Origin of the sequence: Pseudomonas sp. GV085 (assembly GCF_003050925.1) — a bacterium.
GTDB lineage: Bacteria > Pseudomonadota > Gammaproteobacteria > Pseudomonadales > Pseudomonadaceae > Aquipseudomonas.
In genome coordinates, this window is sequence record NZ_QAOV01000003.1 from 111,287 (window position 1) to 134,562 (window position 23,276).

Sequence of the window (23,276 nt, forward strand, 5' to 3'; positions counted from 1 at the left end):
AGCCTAGTATGCCCGCCATGGGCGGCAAAAAAAATGCCCATTTCTGACTGTGTGATAACTGGGCCGAAAAACACCGAAAACCCACTGTAGGAGCAGCCGGTCGACGCTCGACTGCTCGCGATGGCGTCCTAACATTCAATATCGATATTGACTGTCAGATTGCTATCGCGAGCAGGCTCCCCACAGGGTTTTGTGGCGTTCGGAAGATCTAATCAGACCAGAATCGAAGTCCCGGTCATTTCCGCCGGTTGCTCAAGGCCCAGCAACTTCAGCATGGTCGGCGCCACGTCCGCCAGCACGCCGCCTTCGCGGACCTTCAGGTCGCGCTTGCCGACATAGATGAATGGCACCGGCTCGGTGGTATGCGCAGTGTGCGCCTGGCCAGTGGTCTCATCGGACATTTGCTCGACGTTACCGTGGTCAGCCGTGATCAGCGCTTCGCCACCGACCTTTTCCAGTGCATCGACGATGCGACCCACGCACAGGTCCAGGCATTCAACGGCCTTGACCGCCGCTTCGAACACGCCGCTGTGGCCGACCATGTCGCCGTTGGCGTAGTTGACCACGATCACGTCGTAACGCTGGTTTTCGATGGCATCGACGATGCGGTCGGTGACTTCCGGTGCGCTCATTTCCGGTTGCAAGTCATAGGTGGCGACTTTCGGCGACGGAATCAGGATGCGTTCTTCGCCCGGGAACGGTTCTTCGCGGCCGCCGGAGAAGAAGAAGGTCACGTGGGCATATTTTTCGGTTTCAGCGATGCGCAGCTGGGTCTTGCCGTTTTTCGCCAGATAGTCGCCCAGCACATTTTCCAGGCTGCCGGCAGCAAAAGCCGACGGTGCAGGGATGCTGGCGGCGTATTGGGTCAGCATGACGAAACCGGCCAGTTTCGGCTGGCGGGCACGCTCGAACTCACTGAAGTTGTCTTCGACGAACACGCGTGTCAGTTCGCGGGCGCGGTCGGCGCGAAAGTTCATGAACACCACGGCATCACCGTCTTCGACTTTTACCGGCTCGCCAATGGAGGTAGCTTTGACGAATTCGTCGCTCTCGCCACGCTCGTAGGCTGCTTGCAGGCCTTCCTGAGCGGTGGCGGCGTTGAATTCGCCCTGACCATCGACAATCAGGTTGTAGGCCTGAGACACGCGGTCCCAACGGTTGTCGCGGTCCATGGCGTAATAGCGACCGATGATGCTGGCGATCCGGCCTTTGCCCAAGGCCTGGAAAGTCGCGTCGAGCAGTTCGATCGACGACTGCGCGCTTTTTGGCGGAGTATCGCGGCCGTCGAGGAAGGCGTGCAGGTAGATGTTTTGCGCACCGCGCTTGAAGGCCAGTTCGGCCATGGCGACCAGGTGATCCTGGTGGCTATGCACGCCGCCATCGGACAACAGGCCCATGAAATGCACGGCTTTGCCAGCGGCGACGGCTTTGTCCACGGCGGCGCAGATGGTCGGGTTCTCGAAGAACTCGCCGTCGCGGATCGATTTGGTGACGCGCGTGAAGTCCTGATACACCACGCGGCCGGCGCCGAGGTTCATGTGGCCGACTTCGGAGTTGCCCATCTGGCCATCCGGCAGGCCGACGTCCATGCCGCTGCCGGAGATCAGGCCGTTCGGCACTGTGGCCCACAGGCGGTCCAGTACGGGCTTCTTCGCGGCGAAGATGGCGTTGGATTCAGGGCTCTCACTGTGACCGAAGCCGTCGAGAATGATCAGGACCAAAGGTTTAGGCGTGGTAGTCATGGAATCCACTCGTGGCTGAGGTAAAAGGGGTAATGGAAAAAGGAGTCGCAGTTTAAAGCGAAGTTCCTGCCACGTCACCGCCGGACGGGGTTTGGCCCACCATAGTGGCTGTGTATACTGGCCGACATTTTAACGCCCTGGAACCTCCTTCGATGGTTGCTCACCTGATTGAATTCGCCACTAACCACTACATTCTCGTCGGTATCTTCGTCGTACTGCTGGCGTTGCTGATTGCCTATCAAATGCAGGGCGGCGGCCGTAGCCTGAGCACCGGCGAACTGACCGGGCTGGTCAACAAGGACGCAGGCGTGGTGATCGACATTCGTCCAACCAAGGATTTCGCCGCCGGTCACATTGTCGGCGCGCTGAACATTCCCCAGGACAAACTGGCCGCCCGCGTTGGCGAACTGGAAAAGCACAAGGCCAAGACCATCATCCTGGTCGACGCCATGGGCCAGACCGCCGGCACCCACGCCCGCGAACTGATGAAATCCGGCTTCACCGCCGCCAAGCTGTCCGGCGGTATCTCCAGCTGGAAAGCCGACAATCTGCCGCTGGTGAAGTGATATGAGTAGCGTCGTCGTCTATTCCAGCGATTACTGCCCTTTCTGCTCGCGAGCCAAGTACCTGCTCGAGAACAAAGGCGTGGCCTTCGAAGAGATCAAGGTCGATGGCAAGCCGCAGGTGCGCGCTGCGATGGCCCAGAAGGCCGGGCGTACGTCCGTGCCGCAAATCTGGATCGGCAGCACCCACGTGGGCGGTTGTGATGATTTGTTCGCCCTGGAGCGTGCCGGCAAGCTCGACGCGCTGCTCAGGGCCTGACGGTAATACCCCAAACAAGCAAACCTAAAAGAACCCTGGATCAAGAAGGATCTGCGATGACTGACCAACAGAACACTGCTGCGACCGAAGAAGAAACTGCACCGCAATTCTCCTTGCAGCGCATTTATGTGCGTGACCTGTCCTTCGAAGCTCCGAAAAGCCCGGCGATCTTCCGCCAGCAGTGGGAGCCGAGCGTCGCTCTGGATCTGCAGACTAAACAAACGTCTCTGGAAGGTGACTTCCACGAAGTCGTGCTGACCCTGTCGGTCACGGTGAAAAACAGCGAAGAAGTGGCGTTTATCGCTGAAGTGCAGCAGGCCGGGATCTTCCTGATCAAGAACCTGGACGCCGCTTCGATGAGCCACACCCTGGGTGCGTTCTGCCCGAACATCCTGTTCCCGTACGCTCGCGAAGCGCTGGACAGCCTGGTGACCCGTGGTTCGTTCCCGGCGCTGATGCTGGCTCCGGTAAACTTCGATGCGCTGTACGCTCAAGAGCGGCAACGCATGCAGGATTCGGGCGACGCTCCGACCGTTCAATAAAAAAGCTTCGTTTGGCCCATGAAAAAGCGCCTTTGACGGCGCTTTTTTCATGGGCCAAACGAAACCTGCGGCAGCTCCTACATTGGGTCGTGGTGTTATTTGAAGTCGTTCTGACGCCAGGCTTCGTAAACGGCCACCGCCACGGTATTGGACAGATTCAGGCTGCGGCAGCCCTCGCGCATCGGCAGGCGCAGGCGTTGCTCGCCGGGCAGGGCATCCAGCACCTCAGCGGGCAAGCCTCGGCTTTCCGGGCCGAACAGGAACGCATCGCCCGGGGCGAAGCTGGCATCGTGGAACGGCCGCGAACCCTTGGTGGTGAAGGCGAACAGTCGTGGATGGCCGAGGCTTTCCAGGCAGCTGGCAAGGTCCGCGTGGCGTTGCAGGGTGGCATACTCGTGGTAATCGAGGCCGGCCCGGCGCAGGCGCTTGTCGTCCATCTCGAAGCCCAGCGGTTCGATCAAATGCAGGTGGCAGCCACTGTTGGCGCACAGCCTGATAACGTTGCCGGTATTCGGCGGAATTTCTGGTTGGAAAAGGATGACGTGAAACATGCACGGCTCCGAAGGTAAAGATGACGCGCATTCTACGCCGCCAGAAGGCGAGCGTTCGAAACTATTCCTGCGGGTGATGGGCTCGCTGGCGATTGTCGGGGTAATGGTCGGGATGATGATCGGTCGCCTGACCACGCCAGACCCCAGCCAGTTGCAGCAGGTTGAGGTGACGAGCGACGGGCTGGTGGTGTGGTTCAACAACGAGCCCAAGACCCACGGCGAGATGGTTGATGGCAGTGTCGCGCTGCTGTTTGGCGCCGAGGGCAAGGCGCAGAAAGGCCAGCTCAAGCTCGGCGGCAAGGACGTGAACTGGCGGGTACGTTTGAGCGATGGGGGGCTGTTGCTGACACTGGTGGCGGCCCGCCCCCTGCAGGGCGAGTGGGCCGGTAGCGAGGTCGATGACCGCTGGCGGCTGGAGATCCATCTCCGGGAGCAATAAAAGAGGGGAATCCCCGGCCTGCCTGTACCAAGGTCCCCAAAACGGGAGGCTCGTCGCGAATGCGGTGTGAGCCTGGTGTAAAGAAGGAACCCCTGACCTGCCTGTATCAAGGGCCCCAAACGGCTGGGCTCGTCGCGGATGCGGTGTGAGCCCGGTGTAAAGAGGGGAATCCCCGGCCTGCCTGTACCAAGGTCCCCGAAACCGGGTAGGTGAACTGGTTCACTTGATAGGGTTAATGCAGGGGGCGTGCCAGGTTTTAACAGTGCGAAACAAAAAAACGCCTAAAAACGCCGAAAGCCCCGTAATCCGGGGCTTTCGTGTTTTTTCGATAGGGGTTCGATTGCGAACGCAGGTAGGGTTTCGACGCTGTTTTTGTGCGCGATTGCGGTTCACGGTGCATTGCGGCGGTGCACAGATAACCCCAAAAGCATCGCGAGCAGGCTCGCTCCTACAGGGTTCGATGGTGTCTACACGATAGTGAAAACACCGAAAATCCACTGTAGGAGCGAGCCTGCTCGCGATTGGGCCTAACGGTCAGCGAAGAAACAAAGGCTGTTTAGCCCTCATCCCCCTCATCATCATCCCCACCATCCACCTTCATCCCCAGTTCCTTGATCTTGCGGGTCAAGGTGTTGCGCCCCCAGCCCAGCAACACGGCGGCATCGCGACGGCGGCCGGCTGTGTGTTTGAGCGCGGTCTCGATCATGATCCGCTCGAAGGCCGGCACGGCGCTGTCGAGCAGGCTCGACTGGCCGCGGGCCAGCGCCTGGTCGGCCCACTGGCGCAGGGCCTGCTCCCAGTTGGTCACGGGCGCCGAATCCTGCGGCAGGCTCAGCAGCTCCGGCGGCAGGTCACCGATATGCACTTCGCGACCTGAAGCCATCACCGTGATCCAGCGGCAGGTGTTCTCCAGCTGCCGCACGTTGCCGGGCCACGGCAGGTTCTTCAGGTATTCCTCGGTTTCGCTTTTCAGCAGCTTTGGCTCGACGGCCAGCTCCTGGGCTGCGCGGCTGAGGAAGTGCTTGGCCAGGGTCGGGATGTCTTCGCGACGGTCCGACAGGCGCGGGATGTGGATGCGGATCACGTTGAGGCGATGGAACAGGTCCTCACGGAATTTTCCGGCATGCACCAGGGTTTCCAGATTCTGGTGAGTCGCAGCGATGATGCGCACATCGACCTTCACCGGCACATGACCGCCGACGCGGTAAAACTCGCCATCAGCCAGTACGCGAAGCAACCGGGTCTGGGTGTCGGCCGGCATGTCGCCGATTTCATCGAGGAACAGCGTGCCGCCGTCAGCCTGTTCGAAGCGCCCGCGCCGCAGGTTGGCCGCGCCGGTGAACGCGCCTTTCTCGTGGCCGAACAGTTCGGATTCCATGAGGTCTTTGGGGATCGCCGCCATGTTCAGCGCGATGAACGGCGACGCTGCCCGCGGGCTGTGACGGTGCAGGGCGTGGGCCACCAGCTCTTTACCGGTACCCGATTCGCCGTTGATCAGTACGGTGATGTTGGAGTGGCTCAAGCGCCCGATGGCGCGAAACACTTCCTGCATCGCCGGCGCTTCGCCGATGATTTCCGGGGTGCGGGTCAGGGTCGGGGCGACTTCCAGGCCTTGTTGTTCCTGGGCGTGCTGGTTGGCGCGCTTGACGAGGGAAACCGCCTCGTCGACGTCGAACGGCTTGGGCAGGTACTCGAAAGCGCCGCCCTGATAGGACGCGACAGCGCTGTCCAGGTCGGAGTGAGCGGTCATGATGATGACCGGCAGTCGTGGATGCTGCTCGCGAATCCGCGCCAGAAGCTCCAGGCCGCTGGCGCCGGGCATGCGGATATCGGAAATGATCACGTCCGGCTGCTGGCGAGCCAGGCGGCTCATCACACCATCGGCGCTGTCGAAGCTTTGCGTGGTCATGCCTTCCTGCTGCAGGGCTTTTTCCAGGACCCAACGGATAGAACGGTCGTCATCGACGATCCACACGGTTTCACTACGGCTCATGTCGATGTGGCTCCTTGTTCCAGTGGCAGAAAGATCGAGAAGGTGGTGTGGCCGGGGTGGCTGTCACATTCGATCAAGCCCTGGTGCTGGCTGATGATGTTCTGGGTAATGGCCAGGCCCAGTCCGGTACCGTCCGGACGTCCGCTGACCATGGGAAAGAAAATGGTTTCCTGAAGTTCTGCAGGGATGCCCGGACCGTTGTCGATGATCTCGATCTTGGTCACCAGGCGATGACGCACGTGGCCGATGGTGAATTGGCGCATGGCGCGGGTGCGCAGGCTGATGCGGCCCAGGCGCAGTTCGTTCTGGCTGCTGATGGCCTGCATGGCGTTGCGCACGATGTTCAGCACGGCCTGAATCATTTGCTCGCGGTCGATCAGGACGTCGGGGATGCTTGGGTCGTAGTCGCGCACCAAGGTGATGCAGCCCTGGCTTTCGGCCTCCACCAGATGGCAGACACGCTCAAGCACTTCGTGGACATTGCACATGGCCAGCGACGGCAACTTGTTGGAGCCGAGCATGCGGTCCACCAGGTTACGCAGGCGGTCGGCTTCTTCGATGATGACGTTGGTGTAGTCGCGCAGGCTTTCTTCCGGCAGTTCCCGGGCCAGCAATTGTGCCGCGCCGCGAATCCCGCCCAGCGGGTTCTTGATTTCATGGGCCAGGCCGCGGACCAGCATCTTGCTGGTTTCTTGCTTGGAAAGCTGTGCTTCTTCCTTGGTGATCCGCAGCAAGCGGTCACGCGGGTGGACTTCGAGCAGCAGCATCGTGTCGCCGTTGCTCAGGATCGGCGTTACCGCGTAGTCGACAGTCAGGGTCTGGCCGGTGAGGGCGGTGAGCATGGCTTCGCGTTTGGTGAACGGGTGCGCTTGTTCGACGGCCTGGCGCAACGAATTCAGCGCTTCGGTCGACTCGGTAAACAACTCACTGATGAACTGCCCATGGCTGCGTTGACCGCTGATGGCCAGCAGCATCTCCGCCGCCGGGTTCATGTACTCGAGGCGCAGTTCGGCGTCGAGCAGGATGGTGGCAGTGGTGAGGTTGTCGAGTAGCAAGCGGTGGAGTGCGTCGCTAATGGTCATCGGGACCTCTTTTAGGGCAGAGCATGCGCAAGAAAAAAAGCGCTGGTACGGGCAAAATGCAAAAACCAAACCAAGGCTCCGAAAAGAAGCGTTCAGCGCCTGAAACAGGCGTTTGACGCTCGTTTGCGTGGCGCTTTGCCAGCTTTCGCGGGTACTTTCGAACCAAAATGGGTTGGAATGTGAGTACGGTGCAAGCAATTGCACCAATATAGTGCGCAAACCTGAACGAGGTTAGAAAAGTCTCAGGAAAGGATTTTTTTCTTCGCCGGGTTTGTCGCTGAGCGGGCATTCCGGCCGCTGGCCGTAGTCTTCGAGAGTGCAGGGTTTGATCCTGCGCTTCTGGGTGAGAGACATGCGTTGCATGTGGAAAGGCTGGCTGGCGCTGCGTTCTACGATGCGTCCCTGTTCGTCGAGGATTTCCACGGACAGGGTATGGCTGCCGCGATCGAGGTTGCTCAGCGGGAACACCGGACTCAGGCCGGGTTCGGCGATGGGCTGGCCGTCGAGCAGCAACCGGTAGCGGTGACCGGGGTGCAGGGCCGGTTCGTTGGTGGCGCTGACGATGACTTCGCCGGTGTTGCTGCGGATGGTGGCGTCGGGTTCCGGGATCAGGATGCGCAGTACTTCATAGTGGAACAGCGCTTGTACTTCAGGGCTGCTCCGGGCAATCAACGGCGCTGCGCGGGCGGGGTTGGCCGCTATTCGATTGCTCGGTGCCAGCGGTACGCGCCTGGCGTCGCCGGGTTTGGGATGGTCGGTGAAAACCCGATTGCCCTGAGCGTCGACATACATGAAGACCTCTGCCGAGGCGGGCAGGGCGATCAGGCAGGTGATCAGTAGCCACGCCTTCAAGGCTTGTGCACCCGCTGTACGGTGAATGTCACCGCAGGGCTCTGCTGCACAACGTTTCCGCCATCGATCACTTGTACGGCAAGGCGGTGTTCGCCGCGATCGATGTTCACCAGCTGCAGGCTCGGCACATTGCCTGGCTGGCCGTAGGGCTGATCGTCCAGCAGTAGCCGCAACAGGTGGGGGGCTTGCAGGCGCGGCTTGATCAGCACCGTTATGGTGAACGTGCCGTTGTTGGCGCGCAGGGCTTCGGTGGTGGGCAGGCCGGACAGCTCCAGTACTTCATAGGCCTTGTGGGGCGGTTCATTGCGAGCGGTTTCAGCAGTCGGTGCGGCTTCGCCGGGAGGCTGGCGCTCGACGCTGTTGAGAGGCGGCAGGTCGACCGGATGGGCGCTGACGCCGTCAGGCGGTTGATTGCTGTACGCGGTGGCGCCGTTGGCGTCCGTGTACTTGTAGATCTGCGCCGTGGCGGGCAGAACGATCAGCAGCAGGATGAAGAGAAAACCGCGACCCATAAAAACAACCGGAAACGAAAACGTAGGGTTGCAGCATAGGTCAGGGTTGGTGGTTGGCCCAAGTCGCTAAACATTTGCGCATGATTCACGGAGATCTGGCGGACGCCTCAATCCCCTGTGGAAACAGATCAGCCATCGAATCGTGCACATAAAAAAGGCCTCCCGAAGGAGGCCTCTCTTTTGTCACGCCGCTTGCGCAGGCGCTACCGGATCAGCAGCTGTAGTACAGCTCGTATTCCAGTGGGTGTACGAAGGTACGTACCTTGATTTCTTCTTCGCTTTTCAGGGCGATGTAAGCGTCGATGAAGTCGTCGCTGAAAACGCCGCCTTTGGTCAGGAACGCACGACCTTTGTCCAGTTCTTCCAGGGCTTCTTTCAGGCTGCCGCAAACTTGTGGGATCTCTTTGGCCTCTTCAGGCGGCAGGTCGTACAGGTTTTTGTCAGCAGCGTCGCCAGGGTGGATCTTGTTCTGGATGCCGTCCAGGCCAGCCATCAGCAGTGCGGCGAAGCACAGGTACGGGTTGGCAGCCGGATCCGGGAAGCGTGCTTCGATACGGCGGGCTTTCGGGCTCGACACGTAAGGAATGCGGATCGAAGCGGAACGGTTGCGAGCCGAGTAGGCCAGCATCACAGGAGCTTCGAAGCCTGGAACCAGACGCTTGTAGGAGTTGGTCGCCGGGTTGGTGAAGCCGTTCAGGGCCTTACCGTGCTTGATGATACCGCCGATGAAGTACAGGGCGGTGTCGGACAGGCCGGCATAGCCTTCACCTGCGAAGGTGTTCTTGCCATCTTTCCAGATGGACATGTGTACGTGCATACCCGAGCCGTTGTCGCCGTACAGCGGCTTAGGCATGAAGGTAGCGGTACGGCCGTAGGCATCGGCTACGTTGTGCACAACGTATTTCAGAGTTTGGGTTTCGTCGGCTTTCTTCACCAGGGTGTTGAACTTGACGCCGATTTCGTTCTGGCCGGCAGTCGCCACTTCGTGGTGGTGAACTTCGACGGTCAGGCCCATTTCTTCCAGTGCGTTGCACATGGAGGTACGGATTTCGTGGTCGTGGTCGAACGGCGGAACCGGGAAGTAGCCGCCTTTGACGCCTGGACGGTGGCCTTTGTTGCCGCCTTCGATGTCCTGGTCGGACATCCACGAACCTTGTTCAGAGTAGATCTTGAACATGGAGCCGGAAATGTCGGACTTGAACTTCACCTGGTCGAAGATGAAGAACTCTGGCTCTGGACCGGCGTATACGGTGTCACCGATAGCGGTGGCTTTCAGGTGCTCTTCGGCGCGCTTGGCGATCGCACGTGGGTCGCGATCGTAGCCTTGCATGCTCGAAGGCTCGATGATGTCGCAGACGAGGATCAGGGTCGGTTCTTCGGTGAACGGATCCAGAACAGCGGTGGAGTCGTCCGGCATCAGGATCATGTCGGAAGCTTCGATGCCTTTCCAGCCAGCGATGGAGGAACCGTCGAACATTTTGCCGACTTCGAAGAAGTCGTCATCCAGCGCATCGCGAGCCGGCATGGTCACGTGGTGCTGAGTGCCTTTGGTGTCCGTGAAGCGCAGATCAATCCACTTGACGTCATGATCTTTGATGAGTTGAACCGACTTCGACATAGTGTCCTCCGGGTGGCTTCGGGCTAGTAATGGATGCCCTTATAATGTGGGTGATGCCGGCGCGAATACTCTGCCAAGGCAACCTGCCTCACAAGGGAGCAAATTGCATGCCAGTGCCCCAGCATGGGTTTTTTGCCCCAAATTCACGCTTGTGAGGTTGTTTTACGCTTTAAAGCAGAAAATATCGCCCTGTAATGTGGCGTCAAATCCAATAAATGACCTGTTTTGGTGCGCGCCAAACCTTCTGCACATTAACTGGTTAAACCTTGAGCAATTTCCGCTATAATCCGCGCCCCCCTTTTTCGGCAGGCCCTGCGCGCGCTGTTTCCATGAAATTAATCGTAAAAGTCTTCCCCGAGATCACCATCAAGAGTCGACCTGTCCGGACGAAATTTATCCGCCAGTTGGCCAAAAACATCCGCGCCGTGCTCCGCGATCTGGACCCGGCCGTGGTGGTGAACGGCGTGTGGGACAATCTCGAGCTGGAAACCCGCGTCACCGACCCGAAAGCCTTGAAAGAGATGGGTGAGCGCCTGACCTGCATGCCGGGCATCGCGCACTTTCTGCAGGTCGACGAGTACCCGCTGGGCGACTTCGACGACATCACCGAAAAGTGCAGGCAGCACTACGGCGATGCGCTGGCCGGGAAGATTTTCTCGGTGCGCTGCAAGCGTGCGGGCAAGCACCCGTTCAGCTCGATGGACGTCGAAAAATACGTCGGCAGCAAGCTGCGTCGCGAGTGCGGCGCCGCCGGGATCGACCTGAAAAAGCCTGAAATCGAAGTCCGCATCGAAGTTCGCGACCAACGGTTGTTCGTGATCCACAGCCAGCACAACGGCATCGGCGGTTATCCGCTGGGCGCCCTGGAGCAGACGCTGGTGCTGATGTCCGGCGGCTTCGATTCCACCGTGGCGGCCTACCAGATCATGCGCCGTGGGCTGATGGCGCACTTCTGCTTCTTCAATCTGGGCGGACGTGCCCACGAACTGGGCGTCATGGAAGTCGCGCATTTCATCTGGAAGAAGTACGGCAGCTCGCAACGCGTGTTATTTGTCAGTGTGCCGTTCGAAGAAGTTTTGGGCGAAATTCTCGGCAAAGTCGATAACAGTCATATGGGCGTAGTATTGAAGCGTATGATGTTGCGCGCTGCGTCCCAAATTGCCGATCGACTGCACATCGACGCACTGGTCACCGGTGAGGCGATCTCCCAGGTGTCGAGCCAGACGTTGCCGAACCTGAGCGTGATCGACTGTGTGACCGACAAGCTGGTCTTGCGTCCGCTGATCGCCAGCCACAAGCAGGACATCATCGACCTGGCCAACGAAATCGGCACCGCTGATTTCGCCCGGCACATGCCGGAATACTGCGGCGTCATCTCGGTCAATCCGAAGACCGCGGCCAAGCGCTATCGCGTCGAGCATGAAGAGAAAGAATTCGATATGGCGGTACTCGAGCGTGCGCTCGAAAACGCCAAGCTGGTGCCGATCGATCGCGTGATCGACGAATTGGGCCAGGACTTGCAGATTGAAGAAGTCAGCGAAGCGCTGGCCGGTCAGATCGTCATCGACATCCGCCACCCGGATGCCGCTGAAGACGACCCGCTGGAGCTCGCTGGCATCGAGGTACAAACGATGCCGTTTTATGCAGTGAACGCTCGTTTCAAGGAACTGGACCCTACTCGCCAGTACCTGCTGTATTGCGACAAAGGCGTGATGAGTCGCCTGCATGCCCACCATTTGCTCAGTGAGGGGCATGCCAATGTGCGCGTTTATCGACCGAGCTAAGTGCCCGGGGCTGTTTGCCTGTGGCCTGCGTCACCGGCCCCCCGATGCCACCGTCAAGCTGTAACGGCTTTCACGGACGCTACTGTTAATCGCTGCCAAGACTTGTCAGCACACCGAATCCTCTGATCGAGATACACAAGTGATCGAAAATCTACGCAACATCGCCATCATTGCCCACGTTGACCATGGTAAGACCACCCTGGTAGACAAACTCCTGCGTCAATCCGGCACCCTGGAGCGCAACGAGCTCAACGACGAGCGCGTGATGGACTCCAACGACCAGGAAAAAGAGCGCGGTATTACCATTCTGGCGAAAAACACCGCCATCAACTGGAACGGCTACCACATCAACATCGTGGACACCCCGGGCCACGCCGACTTCGGCGGCGAAGTTGAACGCGTAATGTCGATGGTCGACTCCGTTCTGCTGCTGGTTGACGCTCAAGACGGCCCTATGCCGCAAACCCGTTTCGTGACCAAGAAGGCTTTCGAAGCCGGCCTGCGTCCAATCGTGGTGATCAACAAGGTTGACCGTCCAGGCGCGCGTCCGGACTGGGTTCTGGACCAGATCTTCGACTTGTTCGACAACCTGGGTGCCACCGAAGAACAGCTGGACTTCAAAGTCGTCTACGCCTCGGCCCTGAACGGTATTGCCGGTCTGGACCACACCGAAATGGCTGAAGACATGACCCCGCTGTACCAGTCGATCGTCGACAACGTACCAGCGCCGAAAGTCGACCGTGACGGTCCGTTCCAGATGCAGATCTCCGCACTGGACTACAACAGCTTCCTGGGTGTGATCGGCGTTGGCCGTATCGCCCGTGGTCGCGTCAAGCCGAACACCCCGGTTGTGGCTATCGACGCTGACGGCAAGAAGCGCAACGGTCGTATCCTGAAGCTGATGGGTCACCACGGCCTGCACCGCATTGACGTTGAAGAAGCTTTGGCTGGCGACATCGTCTGCATCAGTGGCTTCGACCAGCTGTTCATCTCCGACACCCTGTGCGACCCACTGAACGTCGAAGCGATGAAGCCGCTGACCGTTGACGAACCAACCGTTTCCATGACCTTCCAGGTAAACGACTCGCCTTTCTGCGGTAAAGAAGGCAAGTTCGTGACCAGCCGTAACATCAAGGAACGTCTGGACAAGGAACTGCTGTTCAACGTTGCTCTGCGCGTTGAAGAAGGCGACACCGCCGACAAGTTCAAAGTCTCCGGCCGTGGTGAGCTGCACCTCTCGGTACTGATCGAAACCATGCGTCGCGAAGGCTTCGAAATGGGTGTTGGTCGTCCGGAAGTGATCATCCGTATGGTTGATGGCGTCAAGCACGAACCGTACGAAAACGTGACCATCGACCTGCCGGAAGAATCCCAGGGCGCGATCATGGAACAGATCGGTATCCGTAAAGGCGACCTGACCAACATGGTTCCGGATGGCAAGGGCCGTGTGCGCCTTGAGTACAACATCCCGGCCCGTGGTCTGATCGGTTTCCGTAACGAGTTCCTGACCCTGACCTCCGGTGCAGGCATCCTGACCTCGATCTTCGACCGTTACGACACCATGAAGTCCGGTGACATGTCCGGCCGTCAGAACGGCGTGCTGGTATCGGTTGCTACCGGTAAGGCACTGACCTACTCGCTGGAAACCCTGCAGTCGCGTGGCAAGCTGTTCATCGAACACGGCCAGGACATCTATGAAGGTCAAATCGTTGGTCTGAACAGCCGCGACAACGACCTGGGTGTTAACCCAACCAAAGGCAAGAAGCTCGACAACATGCGTGCTTCGGGTAAAGACGAAACCATCGCTCTGGTTCCGCCTGTACGCTTCACTCTGGAGCAAGCTCTGGAATTCGTACAAGAAGACGAGCTGTGTGAAGTCACGCCTAAGTCCATCCGTCTTCGCAAGAAGATCCTGGGCGAAAGCGAGCGTACCCGCGCTGCCAAGAAGTCCGGTAACTAAGTCATTTAGTTAGCTGACAAAAAAACGCCCCCGACCGCAAGGCCGGGGGCGTTTTTGTTTGTCTGCGATTTGTGCGGTGTTTGTGCGGGCCCCTTCGCGAGCAGGCTCGCTCCTACAGGGAAACGCATTCCAATGTAGGAGCGAGCCTGCTCGCGATGGCGGCCGATCAGCCGCCGAAAACTCCAGGAAACATCAGAACCGCTCGATACTCCGCGAACTCCGCTCGCGCTCCACTTCCTTGGGCTTGTACGCACAATACCCCGGCCGCGGGCCGATTTTCGGGTGGTTGCGGCAGGTATCCGGGCGCTTTTCATAAATAGTGCACAGACGGCTCTTACGATCCAGATACAGGCAATCATTGTTGCTCATGCGTTGGAGGGTGAAGATTCCCGACTTCTGGTTGAAGCGCTCGACCAAACCTTCCTTTTGCAGGCGTTTGGCGATGTTCTTCGGCGGATCGCCCAGCTCGAACTCATCGACCACGCCGATGCGGATCAGATCCTTGATCTTGACTTCGACGGGCAGGGTGCAGCAGCTGGACATGCACGAGCCGCACATCGGGGCAGAGTACTTGGCCCAGGTATCGAGGCGGTCGATCTCTGCGGCAGCGATCAGGTTCGGCTTCATCATCGTTTGTTACCAGCGTGTGCATCAGGGCGCGCGATAATACCGGGACTGGTGGATTTTTGAACAACCTTTCGCCAGATTTTTTCACTGCCGGCCAATAAGCCGTTAATCCGGCACGGCCCCTGCATTGAATCAGGTACACGACAATGTATTGCCGAGCCGATTCGCACTAACTGGAAAAACTGCCGAACCAGAGCCTCTACCGCCTGTCAGACCGTCTAGGCTCAGACAACTTCAAGCTCGCTCGAGGTCCTATCGATGACTCAAGAACCACTTGTTCGCGAAGCAGAGGTGGCCGCATTCCGCGACGCCGTCTTGACCAAACTCACTTATGCAGTGGGTAAAGACCCGGATCACGCCTTCGACCATGACTGGTTCGAAGCCATTGCCCTGGCCGCCCGAGACCACATGGTCGAGCACTGGATGGACCATACGCGGCAGATCTACCGCAAAGGTCAGAAGCGCGTTTATTACCTCTCCCTGGAGTTTCTCATCGGTCGGCTGCTGTTCGACAGCCTGAGCAACCTCGGCCTGCTCGATGTGGCCCGCGAAGCTCTGACCGAACTGGGTGTCGACCTTGAGCGCATCCGTTTGCTGGAGCCCGATGCGGCCCTGGGCAACGGCGGCCTCGGGCGTCTGGCGGCGTGTTTCCTGGAAAGTATGTCGACCCTCGGCATCGCCGGTCATGGCTACGGCATCCGCTATGAGCACGGGTTGTTCCGCCAGGCGATTGTCGATGGCTGGCAGCAAGAGCAGACCGAACACTGGCTGGATTTCGGCAACCCGTGGGAGTTCGAGCGGCCGGAGGTGGTGTACCCGATCGGCTTTGGCGGCAGTGTCGAGACCGTGACCGATGAAAACGGCAAGTCCAGGCAAGTCTGGCACCCGGCGGAAACCGTGCGGGCCATTGCCTACGACACGCCGGTGGTCGGCTGGCGCGGGGCGAGCGTCAACACGCTGCGCCTGTGGCGCGCCCGGGCCATGGAAGAACTGCACCTGGAGCGTTTCAACGCCGGCGACCACCTGGGCGCCGTGGCCGAAGTGGCCCGGGCCGAAAGTATCTCCCGGGTGCTGTACCCGGCGGACAGCACCGAAGCCGGCCAGGAGTTGCGCCTGCGCCAGGAATACTTCTTCGTCGCGGCGTCCCTGCAGGACTTGCTGCGCCGCCATCGCAACATGCACACCTCGGTGCTGACCCTGGGCGATCACGCATCGATCCAGCTCAACGACACTCACCCCTCGATTGCCGTGGCCGAGCTTATGCGGCAACTGGTCGACGTGTATGACGTGGCGTGGGATGCAGCGTGGCAGGTCACCGTCGATACGCTCTCCTACACCAACCACACATTGCTGCCCGAGGCGCTGGAAACCTGGCCGGTCGGCCTGATGGAACGCATGTTGCCACGGCACATGCAGATCATTTACCTGATCAACGCCCAGCACATCGACTCCCTGCGAGCCAAGGGCATCCATGATTTCGACGTGCTGCGTGCGGTGTCGCTGATCGAGGAAGACAACGGTCGTCGGGTGCGCATGGGCAACCTGGCGTTTCTCGGCTCCCACAGCATCAACGGTGTGTCCGGGTTGCACACGCAACTGATGCGCCAAACGGTGTTCTCTGAACTGCACAAGCTGTACCCGGAGCGAATCAACAACAAGACCAACGGCATTACCTTCCGCCGCTGGCTATACCAGGCCAACCCCGAGCTGACCTCGATGCTGGTCGATACCCTCGGGCCTGAAGTGCTGGATAACCCGGAAACGCGTTTGCTCGCCCTCGAGCCGTTCGCCGAGAAAAATGCATTCCGCAAGGCATTTGCCGAGCAACGCCTGCACAGCAAGAAAGCCCTGGCGTACCTGATTCATGAGCGGCTGGGCGTCGCGGTCAACCCGGCGGCGATGTTCGACGTGCAGGTCAAGCGAATCCACGAATACAAACGCCAGTTGCTCAACCTGATGCACACCGTGGCGTTGTACCAGGCGATTCGCGCGGAACCGGAAATCGACTGGGTGCCACGGGTAAAAATCTTCGCCGGCAAGGCCGCCGCGAGTTATCACCAGGCCAAGCTGATCATCAAACTGACCAACGACATCGCCAGGGTGGTGAACAACGACCCGACCGTGCGCGGTTTGCTCAAAGTGGTGTTCCTGCCCAACTACAACGTCAGCCTGGCGGAGAGCATCATTCCCGCGGCGGATTTGTCCGAGCAGATCTCCACCGCCGGTTTCGAAGCGTCAGGCACCAGCAACATGAAATTCGGCCTGAACGGCGCGCTGACCATCGGTACCCTGGACGGGGCCAACGTGGAAATGAGCGAGCGCATCGGCACCGAGCACATGTTTATCTTTGGTCTCAGCGCACAGCAGGTCGAGGCGCGCAAACAGAACCATGAGTTCAATGCGGCACCGGATATCGCCGCCTCCCATCGTCTCAACGATGTGCTGCAAGCGATTCGCAGCGGCGTGTTCTCGCCGGATGATCCGTCCCGTTACACCAACCTGATCGACTCGTTGGTAGATTATGACCGCTTCCTGGTCTGCGCCGACTTCGACTCGTACTGGAACGCACAGATGCGCGTCGAAGACCATTGGCACGATTCGAACCAGTGGTGGCGTTCGGCGGTGTTGAACACGGCGCGGATGGGCTGGTTCTCGTCGGACCGGACCATTCGCGAGTACGCCACGGAGATCTGGAAGGCGCTGGAGTAAGTCTTCAGGCTGGTGGATATACTGGCGCGCCGGAAAAGATCGTCCGAACGCGGCCCGAGCCTTCGGCAGCTCCTACAGGATCGCGTAGGAGCTGCCGAAGGCTGCGATCTTTTGGGCGCTGGTTACGCTAATCTTTCGGGATTGAGCTTAGGGATATCGACCATGCAATGGATTTTCATGCTGATCGGGCTGGTGCTCGGCTGGATACTCGACGAGTCATTCAGTGATGCACTGCTGGGCGCGTTACTCGGATTGGGTGTCGGCCAGGCCGTTCGCATGGCTCGCATGGACGCTCGGGCAGCCGAGCAGCAGCGCTTGCTGGAACAGGCACAGGTTGCGCTGCAAGCAGTCGAGCAACGGCTGGCAGTGCTTGAAGCATCAGGCGTCAAGGCGCCGCAAACCCGTGAACCGCTGGTATCGCCTGAAGCCCTCCTTGATGAAACACCTGCTACAGCCCCGGAATTGATCTGGGAACTGCCGCCCGAGTTCGAGCCAATCCCCGCAGCGGCCAGCGAAATCGCCGATGCCTGGAAACCCGAGCCGACTGCTCGCGAAGCTCAATCGACTATCCCCCCGCATGGCCCGAACCTCATCGACCGCGCCATCAGCCGCGCCCGTGCCTGGTTGTTCGGTGGCAATACCGTCTTGCGGGTCGGCGTGGTGCTGCTGTTCCTCGGCCTGGCCTTTTTGCTGCGCTACGCCACCGAAGGCGTGGTGGTGCCGCTTGAGTTGCGCTACGCAGGCGTTGCGGCGGCAGCCCTGGGGTTGCTCGGATTGGGTTGGTGGTTGCGAGCACGCAACAACAGTTACGCGTTGATCCTGCAGGGCACCGGGATCGCCGTGTTGTACCTGACAGTGTTTGCCGCGATGCGCCTGCATCCGTTACTCGATCCCTCGGCGGCGTTTGGCCTGCTGGTGGCGGTGACGATCTGTTCGGCGATTCTCGCCATTACCCAGGACTCCCTGGGGCTGGCCGCCGCTGCCGCACTGGGTGGCTTCGCCGCGCCCATCCTGGCCTCCACCGGCGCCGGCAGCCACGTCGCGCTGTTCAGTTACTTTGCCCTGCTCAACGCCGGCATCCTCGCCATTGCCTGGTTCAAGGCCTGGCGGCTGTTGAATGTCATCGGGTTCACCGGCACCTTCGGCATCGGTTTCGCCTGGGGCCTGCGCTCCTACTCGCCGGAGTTGCTGTGGAGCACCGAGCCGTTCCTGATGGTGTTTTTCCTGATGTACCTGACTATTGGTCTGTTGTACGCCCGGCGCAAGTTGATGGCGATGAGCGATGCACCGGCAGAGAACAGTCGCGAGGCGCTGCTGCAGTGGTCGGCGCGCAAGGGTGACTACGTCGACGGCACGCTGCTGTTCGGCCCGCCGCTGGTGGGTTTCGGCTTGCAGTTCGCACTGGTGCAGCATCTGGAATTCGCTGCGGCGTTCAGTTCCTTGACGCTGGGCATGATTTACATGGGGCTCGCCCGTTGGCTGATGGCCGGGCGCACGCTGTTGCTGGGGGAAACCTGCCTGGCCTTGGGGGTGATCTTCGCCAGTCTGGCGATTCCGCTGGGGCTCGATGCGCGCTGGACGACGGCGGCGTGGGCGGTGGAAGGCGCGGGGATCTTCTGGCTCGGTCTGCGTCAGCAAAGGCCCCTGGCCCGGGCCTTTGCCTTGCTCCTGCAACTGGGGTCGGCGCTGGCGTTTCTCAGCGAGTTGCACAGCAGCGAGAGCAGCCTGCTCGACGGTGTGCCATTAGGCGCGCTGTTGTTGGGTGTCGCGTTGTTGTTCAGCTTCTACCAGTTACGCAAAGCCTTGCCGGAGCAGATCAGGCCTTGGGAGCTGATAGGCCTGCCAGTCCTGGCTTGCATCGGGCTGGCGTTTCTCTATTTGCTGGCACCGCTGTTTTTCTTCAGTCACGGCACGGTGATCAGTTGGGCCTTGGCCGGGGCGCTGACGTTGTTGGTTGGCCTGCGCCTGCCATCGCGCACGTTCGTGTTCACCGCGCTCGCGGTGCAACTGTTGGGTGGCACGCTGTTCCTGGCGACGGGGCCGCAGTTCAGTGAAGGGGGGATCCCCTTGGCCCATGGCGGGTTCTGGGCGCCGCTGGTGCTGGGACTGGCCGCGATGGTCGGGGCTTGGCGTTTGCAGATTGGTCGTTCGCTCGGAGCGTTCGAAGGGCTGAGTCTGTTGCGATTGTCCCAGGCACTGCTGGTGTGGGGCGCAGGCTGGTGGGCGTTGGCCTGGGTCATCGAAGTGGTGCATTTTGCGCCGTTGCCGATGCAGGCGACTTTGTTGTTGGGCATCGCTGCCGTGAGTGTGGCGCTGTGGACGGTGTTGGCGCTGCGCCTGAAATGGCCGTCACTGGGAATACTCGGCACGGTGTTGATTCCCGCGGCGGCACTGGTACTGCTCGCGGCCTGGCACTCGCGTTATCACCCGGCGGCCAACTTCGGCTGGCTGGCGTGGGCCGCCGTGTTCGTCGTGCATTTCATGTCCCTGCGGCGTCTGGCGCCCATGCTGCCGGCGCGCGTGCTGAGCGTCGCCCATGTGCTCGGCTGTTGGCTGTTGATGGGGGTGCTGGCTCTGCAACTGCGTTACGGCTTGCTGGTGTTGTCCGAGCAATACAACGCGTGGCGCTGGTTGGGCTGGGCGATTCTGCCAAGTCTGTATCTGGTGTCGATGGCGGCACCTCGCGTGTGGCCTTGGCCGGTGTCGACATATTCGAGGGAATACCGTGTATACGCCGCCGCACCACTGGCGTTGCTGATGCTCGGCTGGTTCTGGCTGGCGAATGTCGCCAGTGACGGCAACGCCGAGCCACTGCCCTACGTGCCATTGATCAACCCGCTGGAGCTCGGCCTGTTGTTCGCGCTGTTCGGCGTCTATGTCTGGTCCCGCAGTGCCATGACACAACTGGCGGTCCGCGAGGATTACGTCGCCATCGCCACGCAAGGGGTCACCGGCGCCTCGCTGTTCGTGTTCTTTACTGCATTGGTGATGCGCACGGCGCACCATTGGAGCGGGGTGCCGTTCGAGCTGGATCTGTTGCTGGAGTCGATGCGGGTGCAAGCCGGCCTGTCCATCGTCTGGACCCTGATGGCCCTGAGCCTGATGATCGGCGGCCATTTGCGTCGCCGCCGCGAAGTCTGGCTGATCGGTGCCGCCTTGATCGGCGTGGTCGTGGCCAAGCTGTTCTTTGTCGAATTGAGCAATCGCGGCGGGCTGGCGCGGATCGTGTCGTTTATCGGAGTCGGCGTGTTGCTGCTGGTGGTGGGCTATTTCGCCCCGCTGCCGCCCAAGCGCGTCGACGCTGTGCCGGATACCGGGAAACCGCTCGCGGAATCCGAAGGAGTGTCATCTTGAGTCAGAAGCTGAATCTGGGGTGGCTGGGCGCTGTTGCCATGGGTGTGGTGTTGTCGGCGGTTGCCCAGGAAAAACCGGCGGATTTCACCACCCAAGTGCCCTTGTCGGTATCGGGCGAAGGCCCTTGGTACCGCCTTGAACTGCCCCTGAACGTACAACTGAATGCACGCCAGGCCGACCTGAGCGATCTGCGGGTGTTCAACGCCGTCGGTGATGTTCAGGCTTATGCCCTGGCCCGGCAGTCGGCGCAGAGCAGTGAAACGCGCACCTTGAACGAGGTGAAAAGGTTTGCGCTGTACAACTCGGTGGACGCCACTGAAACCGCGCCGAGCGTACGGGTGCAATCGAGCGCCAACGGCACCTTGGTCGAGGTGCAGCCCTCCAGTCAGCTGGAGGCGGGTGAGGAGGAGTTGCGCGGCTGGTTGCTCGACGCTTCCGCGATCAAGGCGCCGTTGCAGCAATTGATTCTCGACTGGACCAGCGAGCGCGACGGCTTCCAGCGTTTCACCCTCGAAGCCAGCGACGATTTACAGCATTGGCAGTTCTGGGGCGAAGGGCAGGTGGCGCGCCTGACCTTTGCCGACGAGCGGGTCGAGCAGCATGAAGTCAACCTGCCGGGCCAGTCGGCGCGCTACCTGCGTTTGCTGTGGATTACACCGCATTCGGCACCGACGCTGACTTCGGCGCAACTGCAAAGCGCCAGTACCCGCAGCCTGCCGCTGTCGTTGGTCTGGTCCCAGGCGTTGGCCGGCAGCAGCACGAAGGCGGGTGAGTACACCTGGCAGTTGCCGATGGGGCTGAATGTCGAGCGAGTGCAGGTCGAGCTGAGCCAGCCCGGCAGCCTGGCGCCGGTGAGCCTGGCCGGTCGGCGCGACAGCAGCCTGCCATGGCAGCCGTTGGGCAGCGGTTTGCTCTATCGCCTGACCCAGAACGGTGAGGACGTGGTGCAAAACCAATTGCCGTTGTCAGGGCAAATCGTCCAGCAATTGAAACTGACCGTAGACGAACGCGGCGGTGGCCTGGGTGATCAGGCGCCGACGCTGAAGTTTGCCGTGCGCGCCACGCAACTGGTGTTCCTGGCGCGCGGGCCGGGGCCTTACACGTTGGTCGTGGGGAATGCGACGGCGAAGGCGGCGAACTTGCCGCTGTCGACGCTGATTCCGGATTACAGCCCGGCGAAGCTGGCGACCCTGGGCCGGGCCATGGTGGATGTCGGGGCGGTGGTCTCGAATGCATCGACAGAAAAAACGCTGGCGACGACGGACACCCAGTGGAAGAAGTTCGGCTTGTGGGCGGTGTTGTTGCTCAGTGTCTTGTTCCTGGCGGCGATGGCGTTCAGTTTGTTGCGCAAGCCTACTGCCAAATCCTGAAAGTGGGTGCTGCGCACCCAATCGCGAGCAGGCTCGCTCCCACATTTGGTCTTTGCCAGGCACAGCTTTTGAGTCTGGCAGAGATTCCCCTGTGGGAGCGAGCCTGCTCGCGAAAGCGTTAGTTCATGCAACAAAAATACCGAATTTGCCTCTTTAACCCGAGCTCACATCCAGCCCATTTCCAACTACGCTCATCCCCGCGCATGAACTCTCTTCGGCCGATCACGTCTGATAGGAGGAAATGCGCCCCGACTCGCGCTAAACTGCGCGGGTTTTTAGCCCCCCCCATTCCTCCGGAGCCTTCCATGTCCCGCGTTACCTTGAGTCGCTATTTGATTGAGCAGACCCGCAGCAACAACACTCCTGCCGATCTGCGCTTCCTGATCGAAGTGGTGGCGCGTGCCTGTAAGGAGATCAGTCACGCCGTGTCCAAAGGCGCCCTGGGTGGCGTTCTGGGCAGCATGGGCACTGAAAACGTCCAGGGCGAAGTGCAGAAGAAGCTCGACGTGATCTCCAACGAAATCCTGCTCGAAGCCAACGAATGGGGCGGTCACCTGGCCGGTATGGCGTCCGAAGAAATGGACAATGCCTACCAGATCCCGGGCAAATACCCCAAAGGTGCGTACCTGCTGGTATTCGACCCGCTGGACGGTTCGTCGAACATCGACATCAACGCGCCGGTCGGAACCATCTTCTCGGTACTGCGTTGCCCGAACGAATACCTGAGCCAGAACGAACCTTTGAATGAAAAGGCCTTCCTGCAGCCAGGCACCCAGCAAGTAGCCGCCGGTTACGCGATCTACGGTCCACAGACCATGCTGATCCTGACCCTGGGCCACGGCGTGAAGGGTTTCACCCTGGACCGTGAAATGGGCAGCTTCGTGCTGACCCACGAAGACATCACCATTCCTGAAACCACCCAGGAATTCGCCATCAACGCGTCCAACCAGCGTCACTGGGAAGCTCCGGTACAGCGCTACGTTGGCGAATTGCTGGCAGGTGAGACCGGTCCGCTGAAAAAGAACTACAACATGCGCTGGGTCGCCGCGATGGTGGCCGACGTGCACCGCATCCTGACCCGCGGCGGTTTGTTCATGTACCCACGCGACAGCCGCGAGCCGTCGAAGCCGGGCAAACTGCGCCTGATGTACGAAGCCAACCCGATGTCGTTCCTGGTGGAACAGGCGGGCGGTGCGTCCACCGACGGCCACCAGCGCATCCTCGACATCCAGCCGGAAGGCCTGCACCAGCGTGTTGCGGTGTTCTTGGGTTCGAAAGAAGAAGTTGCGCGCGTCACGGCTTACCACAAGGAATAAACC

18 protein-coding genes are annotated in these 23,276 nt (G+C 60.3%); 10 read left to right on the plus strand and 8 right to left on the minus strand.

Annotated features, from left to right (window positions below):
- Nucleotides 1-212: 212 nt before the first annotated feature.
- Entirely contained in the window at nt 213-1,742 is a 1,530-nt protein-coding gene (gene gpmI / locus C8K63_RS07735) for a 2,3-bisphosphoglycerate-independent phosphoglycerate mutase (RefSeq protein ID WP_108216186.1), read from the minus strand.
- Nucleotides 1,743-1,894: 152 nt separating this feature from the next.
- On the opposite strand from gpmI, the gene C8K63_RS07740 reads away from it, so the two are divergent.
- The 3 genes from C8K63_RS07740 to secB are packed head-to-tail and all read left to right on the plus strand — an operon-like array spanning nt 1,895 to nt 3,106.
- Nucleotides 1,895-2,308 (plus strand): rhodanese-like domain-containing protein, encoded by a 414-nt coding sequence (locus tag C8K63_RS07740; RefSeq protein WP_108216187.1) that lies wholly within the window; start codon nt 1,895-1,897, stop codon nt 2,306-2,308.
- A 1-nt stretch (nt 2,309) separates the two neighbouring features.
- The gene (gene grxC / locus C8K63_RS07745; RefSeq protein ID WP_108216188.1) at nt 2,310-2,564 is read left to right on the plus strand and encodes a glutaredoxin 3; all 255 of its coding nucleotides are present in this window, start codon (nt 2,310-2,312) and stop codon (nt 2,562-2,564) included.
- A 56-nt stretch (nt 2,565-2,620) separates the two neighbouring features.
- Nucleotides 2,621-3,106, plus strand: a complete 486-nt coding sequence (gene secB, locus C8K63_RS07750) for a protein-export chaperone SecB (protein ID WP_108216189.1) — start codon at nt 2,621-2,623, stop codon at nt 3,104-3,106.
- Between the two features lie 95 nt (nt 3,107-3,201).
- Here the strand turns inward: secB and trmL are convergent, their stop codons facing one another.
- A complete protein-coding gene (gene trmL / locus C8K63_RS07755) occupies nt 3,202-3,657 on the minus strand; it encodes a tRNA (uridine(34)/cytosine(34)/5-carboxymethylaminomethyluridine(34)-2'-O)-methyltransferase TrmL (protein WP_090452600.1) in 456 nt (151 codons plus the stop codon).
- Here trmL and C8K63_RS07760 point away from each other — a divergent pair.
- Nucleotides 3,656-4,096, plus strand: a complete 441-nt coding sequence (locus C8K63_RS07760) for a hypothetical protein (RefSeq protein WP_177413226.1) — start codon at nt 3,656-3,658, stop codon at nt 4,094-4,096. The two genes, trmL and C8K63_RS07760, sit on opposite strands and share 2 nt — an antisense overlap.
- Before the next feature lie 556 nt (nt 4,097-4,652).
- Here the strand turns inward: C8K63_RS07760 and ntrC are convergent.
- From ntrC to glnA, 5 genes are all read right to left on the minus strand, one after another.
- Nucleotides 4,653-6,089, minus strand: coding sequence for a nitrogen regulation protein NR(I) (gene ntrC, locus C8K63_RS07765; protein ID WP_108216190.1), 1,437 nt, complete (start codon nt 6,087-6,089; stop codon nt 4,653-4,655).
- A complete protein-coding gene (gene glnL, locus C8K63_RS07770; RefSeq protein ID WP_057712404.1) occupies nt 6,086-7,171 on the minus strand; it encodes a nitrogen regulation protein NR(II) in 1,086 nt (361 codons plus the stop codon). Before glnL ends, ntrC begins: the two co-directional genes overlap by 4 nt.
- Nucleotides 7,172-7,402: 231 nt before the next feature.
- Nucleotides 7,403-8,023 carry a DUF4124 domain-containing protein gene (locus C8K63_RS07775; protein ID WP_108216191.1) on the minus strand — a complete coding sequence of 207 codons (621 nt, stop codon included), beginning with the start codon at nt 8,021-8,023 and terminating at the stop codon, nt 7,403-7,405.
- Nucleotides 8,020-8,535 (minus strand): DUF4124 domain-containing protein, encoded by a 516-nt coding sequence (locus C8K63_RS07780; RefSeq protein ID WP_108216192.1) that lies wholly within the window; start codon nt 8,533-8,535, stop codon nt 8,020-8,022. Before C8K63_RS07780 ends, C8K63_RS07775 begins: the two co-directional genes overlap by 4 nt.
- 211 nt (nt 8,536-8,746) lie before the next feature.
- Complete coding sequence (gene glnA / locus C8K63_RS07785; protein ID WP_008002929.1) at nt 8,747-10,153, minus strand: type I glutamate--ammonia ligase; 1,407 nt, start codon at nt 10,151-10,153, stop codon at nt 8,747-8,749.
- Between the two features lie 329 nt (nt 10,154-10,482).
- On the opposite strand from glnA, the gene thiI reads away from it, so the two are divergent.
- Nucleotides 10,483-11,937 (plus strand): tRNA uracil 4-sulfurtransferase ThiI, encoded by a 1,455-nt coding sequence (gene thiI / locus C8K63_RS07795; protein WP_108216194.1) that lies wholly within the window; start codon nt 10,483-10,485, stop codon nt 11,935-11,937.
- Between the two features lie 139 nt (nt 11,938-12,076).
- Entirely contained in the window at nt 12,077-13,897 is a 1,821-nt protein-coding gene (gene typA / locus C8K63_RS07800) for a translational GTPase TypA (RefSeq protein WP_046041316.1), read from the plus strand.
- 192 nt (nt 13,898-14,089) lie between these two features.
- Here typA and C8K63_RS07805 read toward each other — a convergent pair whose 3' ends face one another.
- Complete coding sequence (locus C8K63_RS07805) at nt 14,090-14,527, minus strand: YkgJ family cysteine cluster protein (protein WP_108216195.1); 438 nt, start codon at nt 14,525-14,527, stop codon at nt 14,090-14,092.
- A gap of 255 nt (nt 14,528-14,782) precedes the next feature.
- Between C8K63_RS07805 and C8K63_RS07810 the strand changes: the two genes are divergently transcribed.
- The 4 genes from C8K63_RS07810 (at nt 14,783) to C8K63_RS07825 (ending at nt 23,273) form a co-directional block, all read left to right on the plus strand.
- Nucleotides 14,783-17,233, plus strand: coding sequence for a glycogen/starch/alpha-glucan phosphorylase (locus tag C8K63_RS07810; protein WP_108216196.1), 2,451 nt, complete (start codon nt 14,783-14,785; stop codon nt 17,231-17,233).
- A gap of 162 nt (nt 17,234-17,395) precedes the next feature.
- Nucleotides 17,396-20,587: a DUF2339 domain-containing protein gene (locus tag C8K63_RS07815; protein WP_108216197.1), complete on the plus strand. Its 3,192-nt coding sequence runs from the start codon at nt 17,396-17,398 to the stop codon at nt 20,585-20,587.
- Complete coding sequence (locus tag C8K63_RS07820) at nt 20,584-21,957, plus strand: DUF3999 domain-containing protein (RefSeq protein WP_108216198.1); 1,374 nt, start codon at nt 20,584-20,586, stop codon at nt 21,955-21,957. The genes C8K63_RS07815 and C8K63_RS07820 overlap by 4 nt, the downstream gene beginning before the upstream one ends.
- A gap of 305 nt (nt 21,958-22,262) precedes the next feature.
- Nucleotides 22,263-23,273: a class 1 fructose-bisphosphatase gene (locus tag C8K63_RS07825; RefSeq protein ID WP_108216199.1), complete on the plus strand. Its 1,011-nt coding sequence runs from the start codon at nt 22,263-22,265 to the stop codon at nt 23,271-23,273.
- Nucleotides 23,274-23,276 lie beyond the last annotated feature (3 nt).

Excerpts from the sequence above, each read along its gene's own strand:
- grxC (WP_108216188.1), top strand. The coding sequence starts at position 2,310 with ATGAGTAGCGTCGTCGTCTATTCCAGCGATTACTGCCCTTTCTGCTCG.
- glnL (WP_057712404.1), bottom strand. The coding sequence starts at position 7,171 with ATGACCATTAGCGACGCACTCCACCGCTTGCTACTCGACAACCTCACC.
- gpmI (WP_108216186.1), bottom strand. The coding sequence starts at position 1,742 with ATGACTACCACGCCTAAACCTTTGGTCCTGATCATTCTCGACGGCTTC.
- C8K63_RS07740 (WP_108216187.1), top strand. The coding sequence starts at position 1,895 with ATGGTTGCTCACCTGATTGAATTCGCCACTAACCACTACATTCTCGTC.
- C8K63_RS07780 (WP_108216192.1), bottom strand. The coding sequence starts at position 8,535 with ATGGGTCGCGGTTTTCTCTTCATCCTGCTGCTGATCGTTCTGCCCGCC.
- trmL (WP_090452600.1), bottom strand. The coding sequence starts at position 3,657 with ATGTTTCACGTCATCCTTTTCCAACCAGAAATTCCGCCGAATACCGGC.
- C8K63_RS07805 (WP_108216195.1), bottom strand. The coding sequence starts at position 14,527 with ATGATGAAGCCGAACCTGATCGCTGCCGCAGAGATCGACCGCCTCGAT.
- C8K63_RS07760 (WP_177413226.1), top strand. The coding sequence starts at position 3,656 with ATGCACGGCTCCGAAGGTAAAGATGACGCGCATTCTACGCCGCCAGAA.
- C8K63_RS07815 (WP_108216197.1), top strand. The coding sequence starts at position 17,396 with ATGCAATGGATTTTCATGCTGATCGGGCTGGTGCTCGGCTGGATACTC.
- secB (WP_108216189.1), top strand. The coding sequence starts at position 2,621 with ATGACTGACCAACAGAACACTGCTGCGACCGAAGAAGAAACTGCACCG.
- C8K63_RS07825 (WP_108216199.1), top strand. The coding sequence starts at position 22,263 with ATGTCCCGCGTTACCTTGAGTCGCTATTTGATTGAGCAGACCCGCAGC.
- thiI (WP_108216194.1), top strand. The coding sequence starts at position 10,483 with ATGAAATTAATCGTAAAAGTCTTCCCCGAGATCACCATCAAGAGTCGA.
- ntrC (WP_108216190.1), bottom strand. The coding sequence starts at position 6,089 with ATGAGCCGTAGTGAAACCGTGTGGATCGTCGATGACGACCGTTCTATC.
- glnA (WP_008002929.1), bottom strand. The coding sequence starts at position 10,153 with ATGTCGAAGTCGGTTCAACTCATCAAAGATCATGACGTCAAGTGGATT.
- C8K63_RS07810 (WP_108216196.1), top strand. The coding sequence starts at position 14,783 with ATGACTCAAGAACCACTTGTTCGCGAAGCAGAGGTGGCCGCATTCCGC.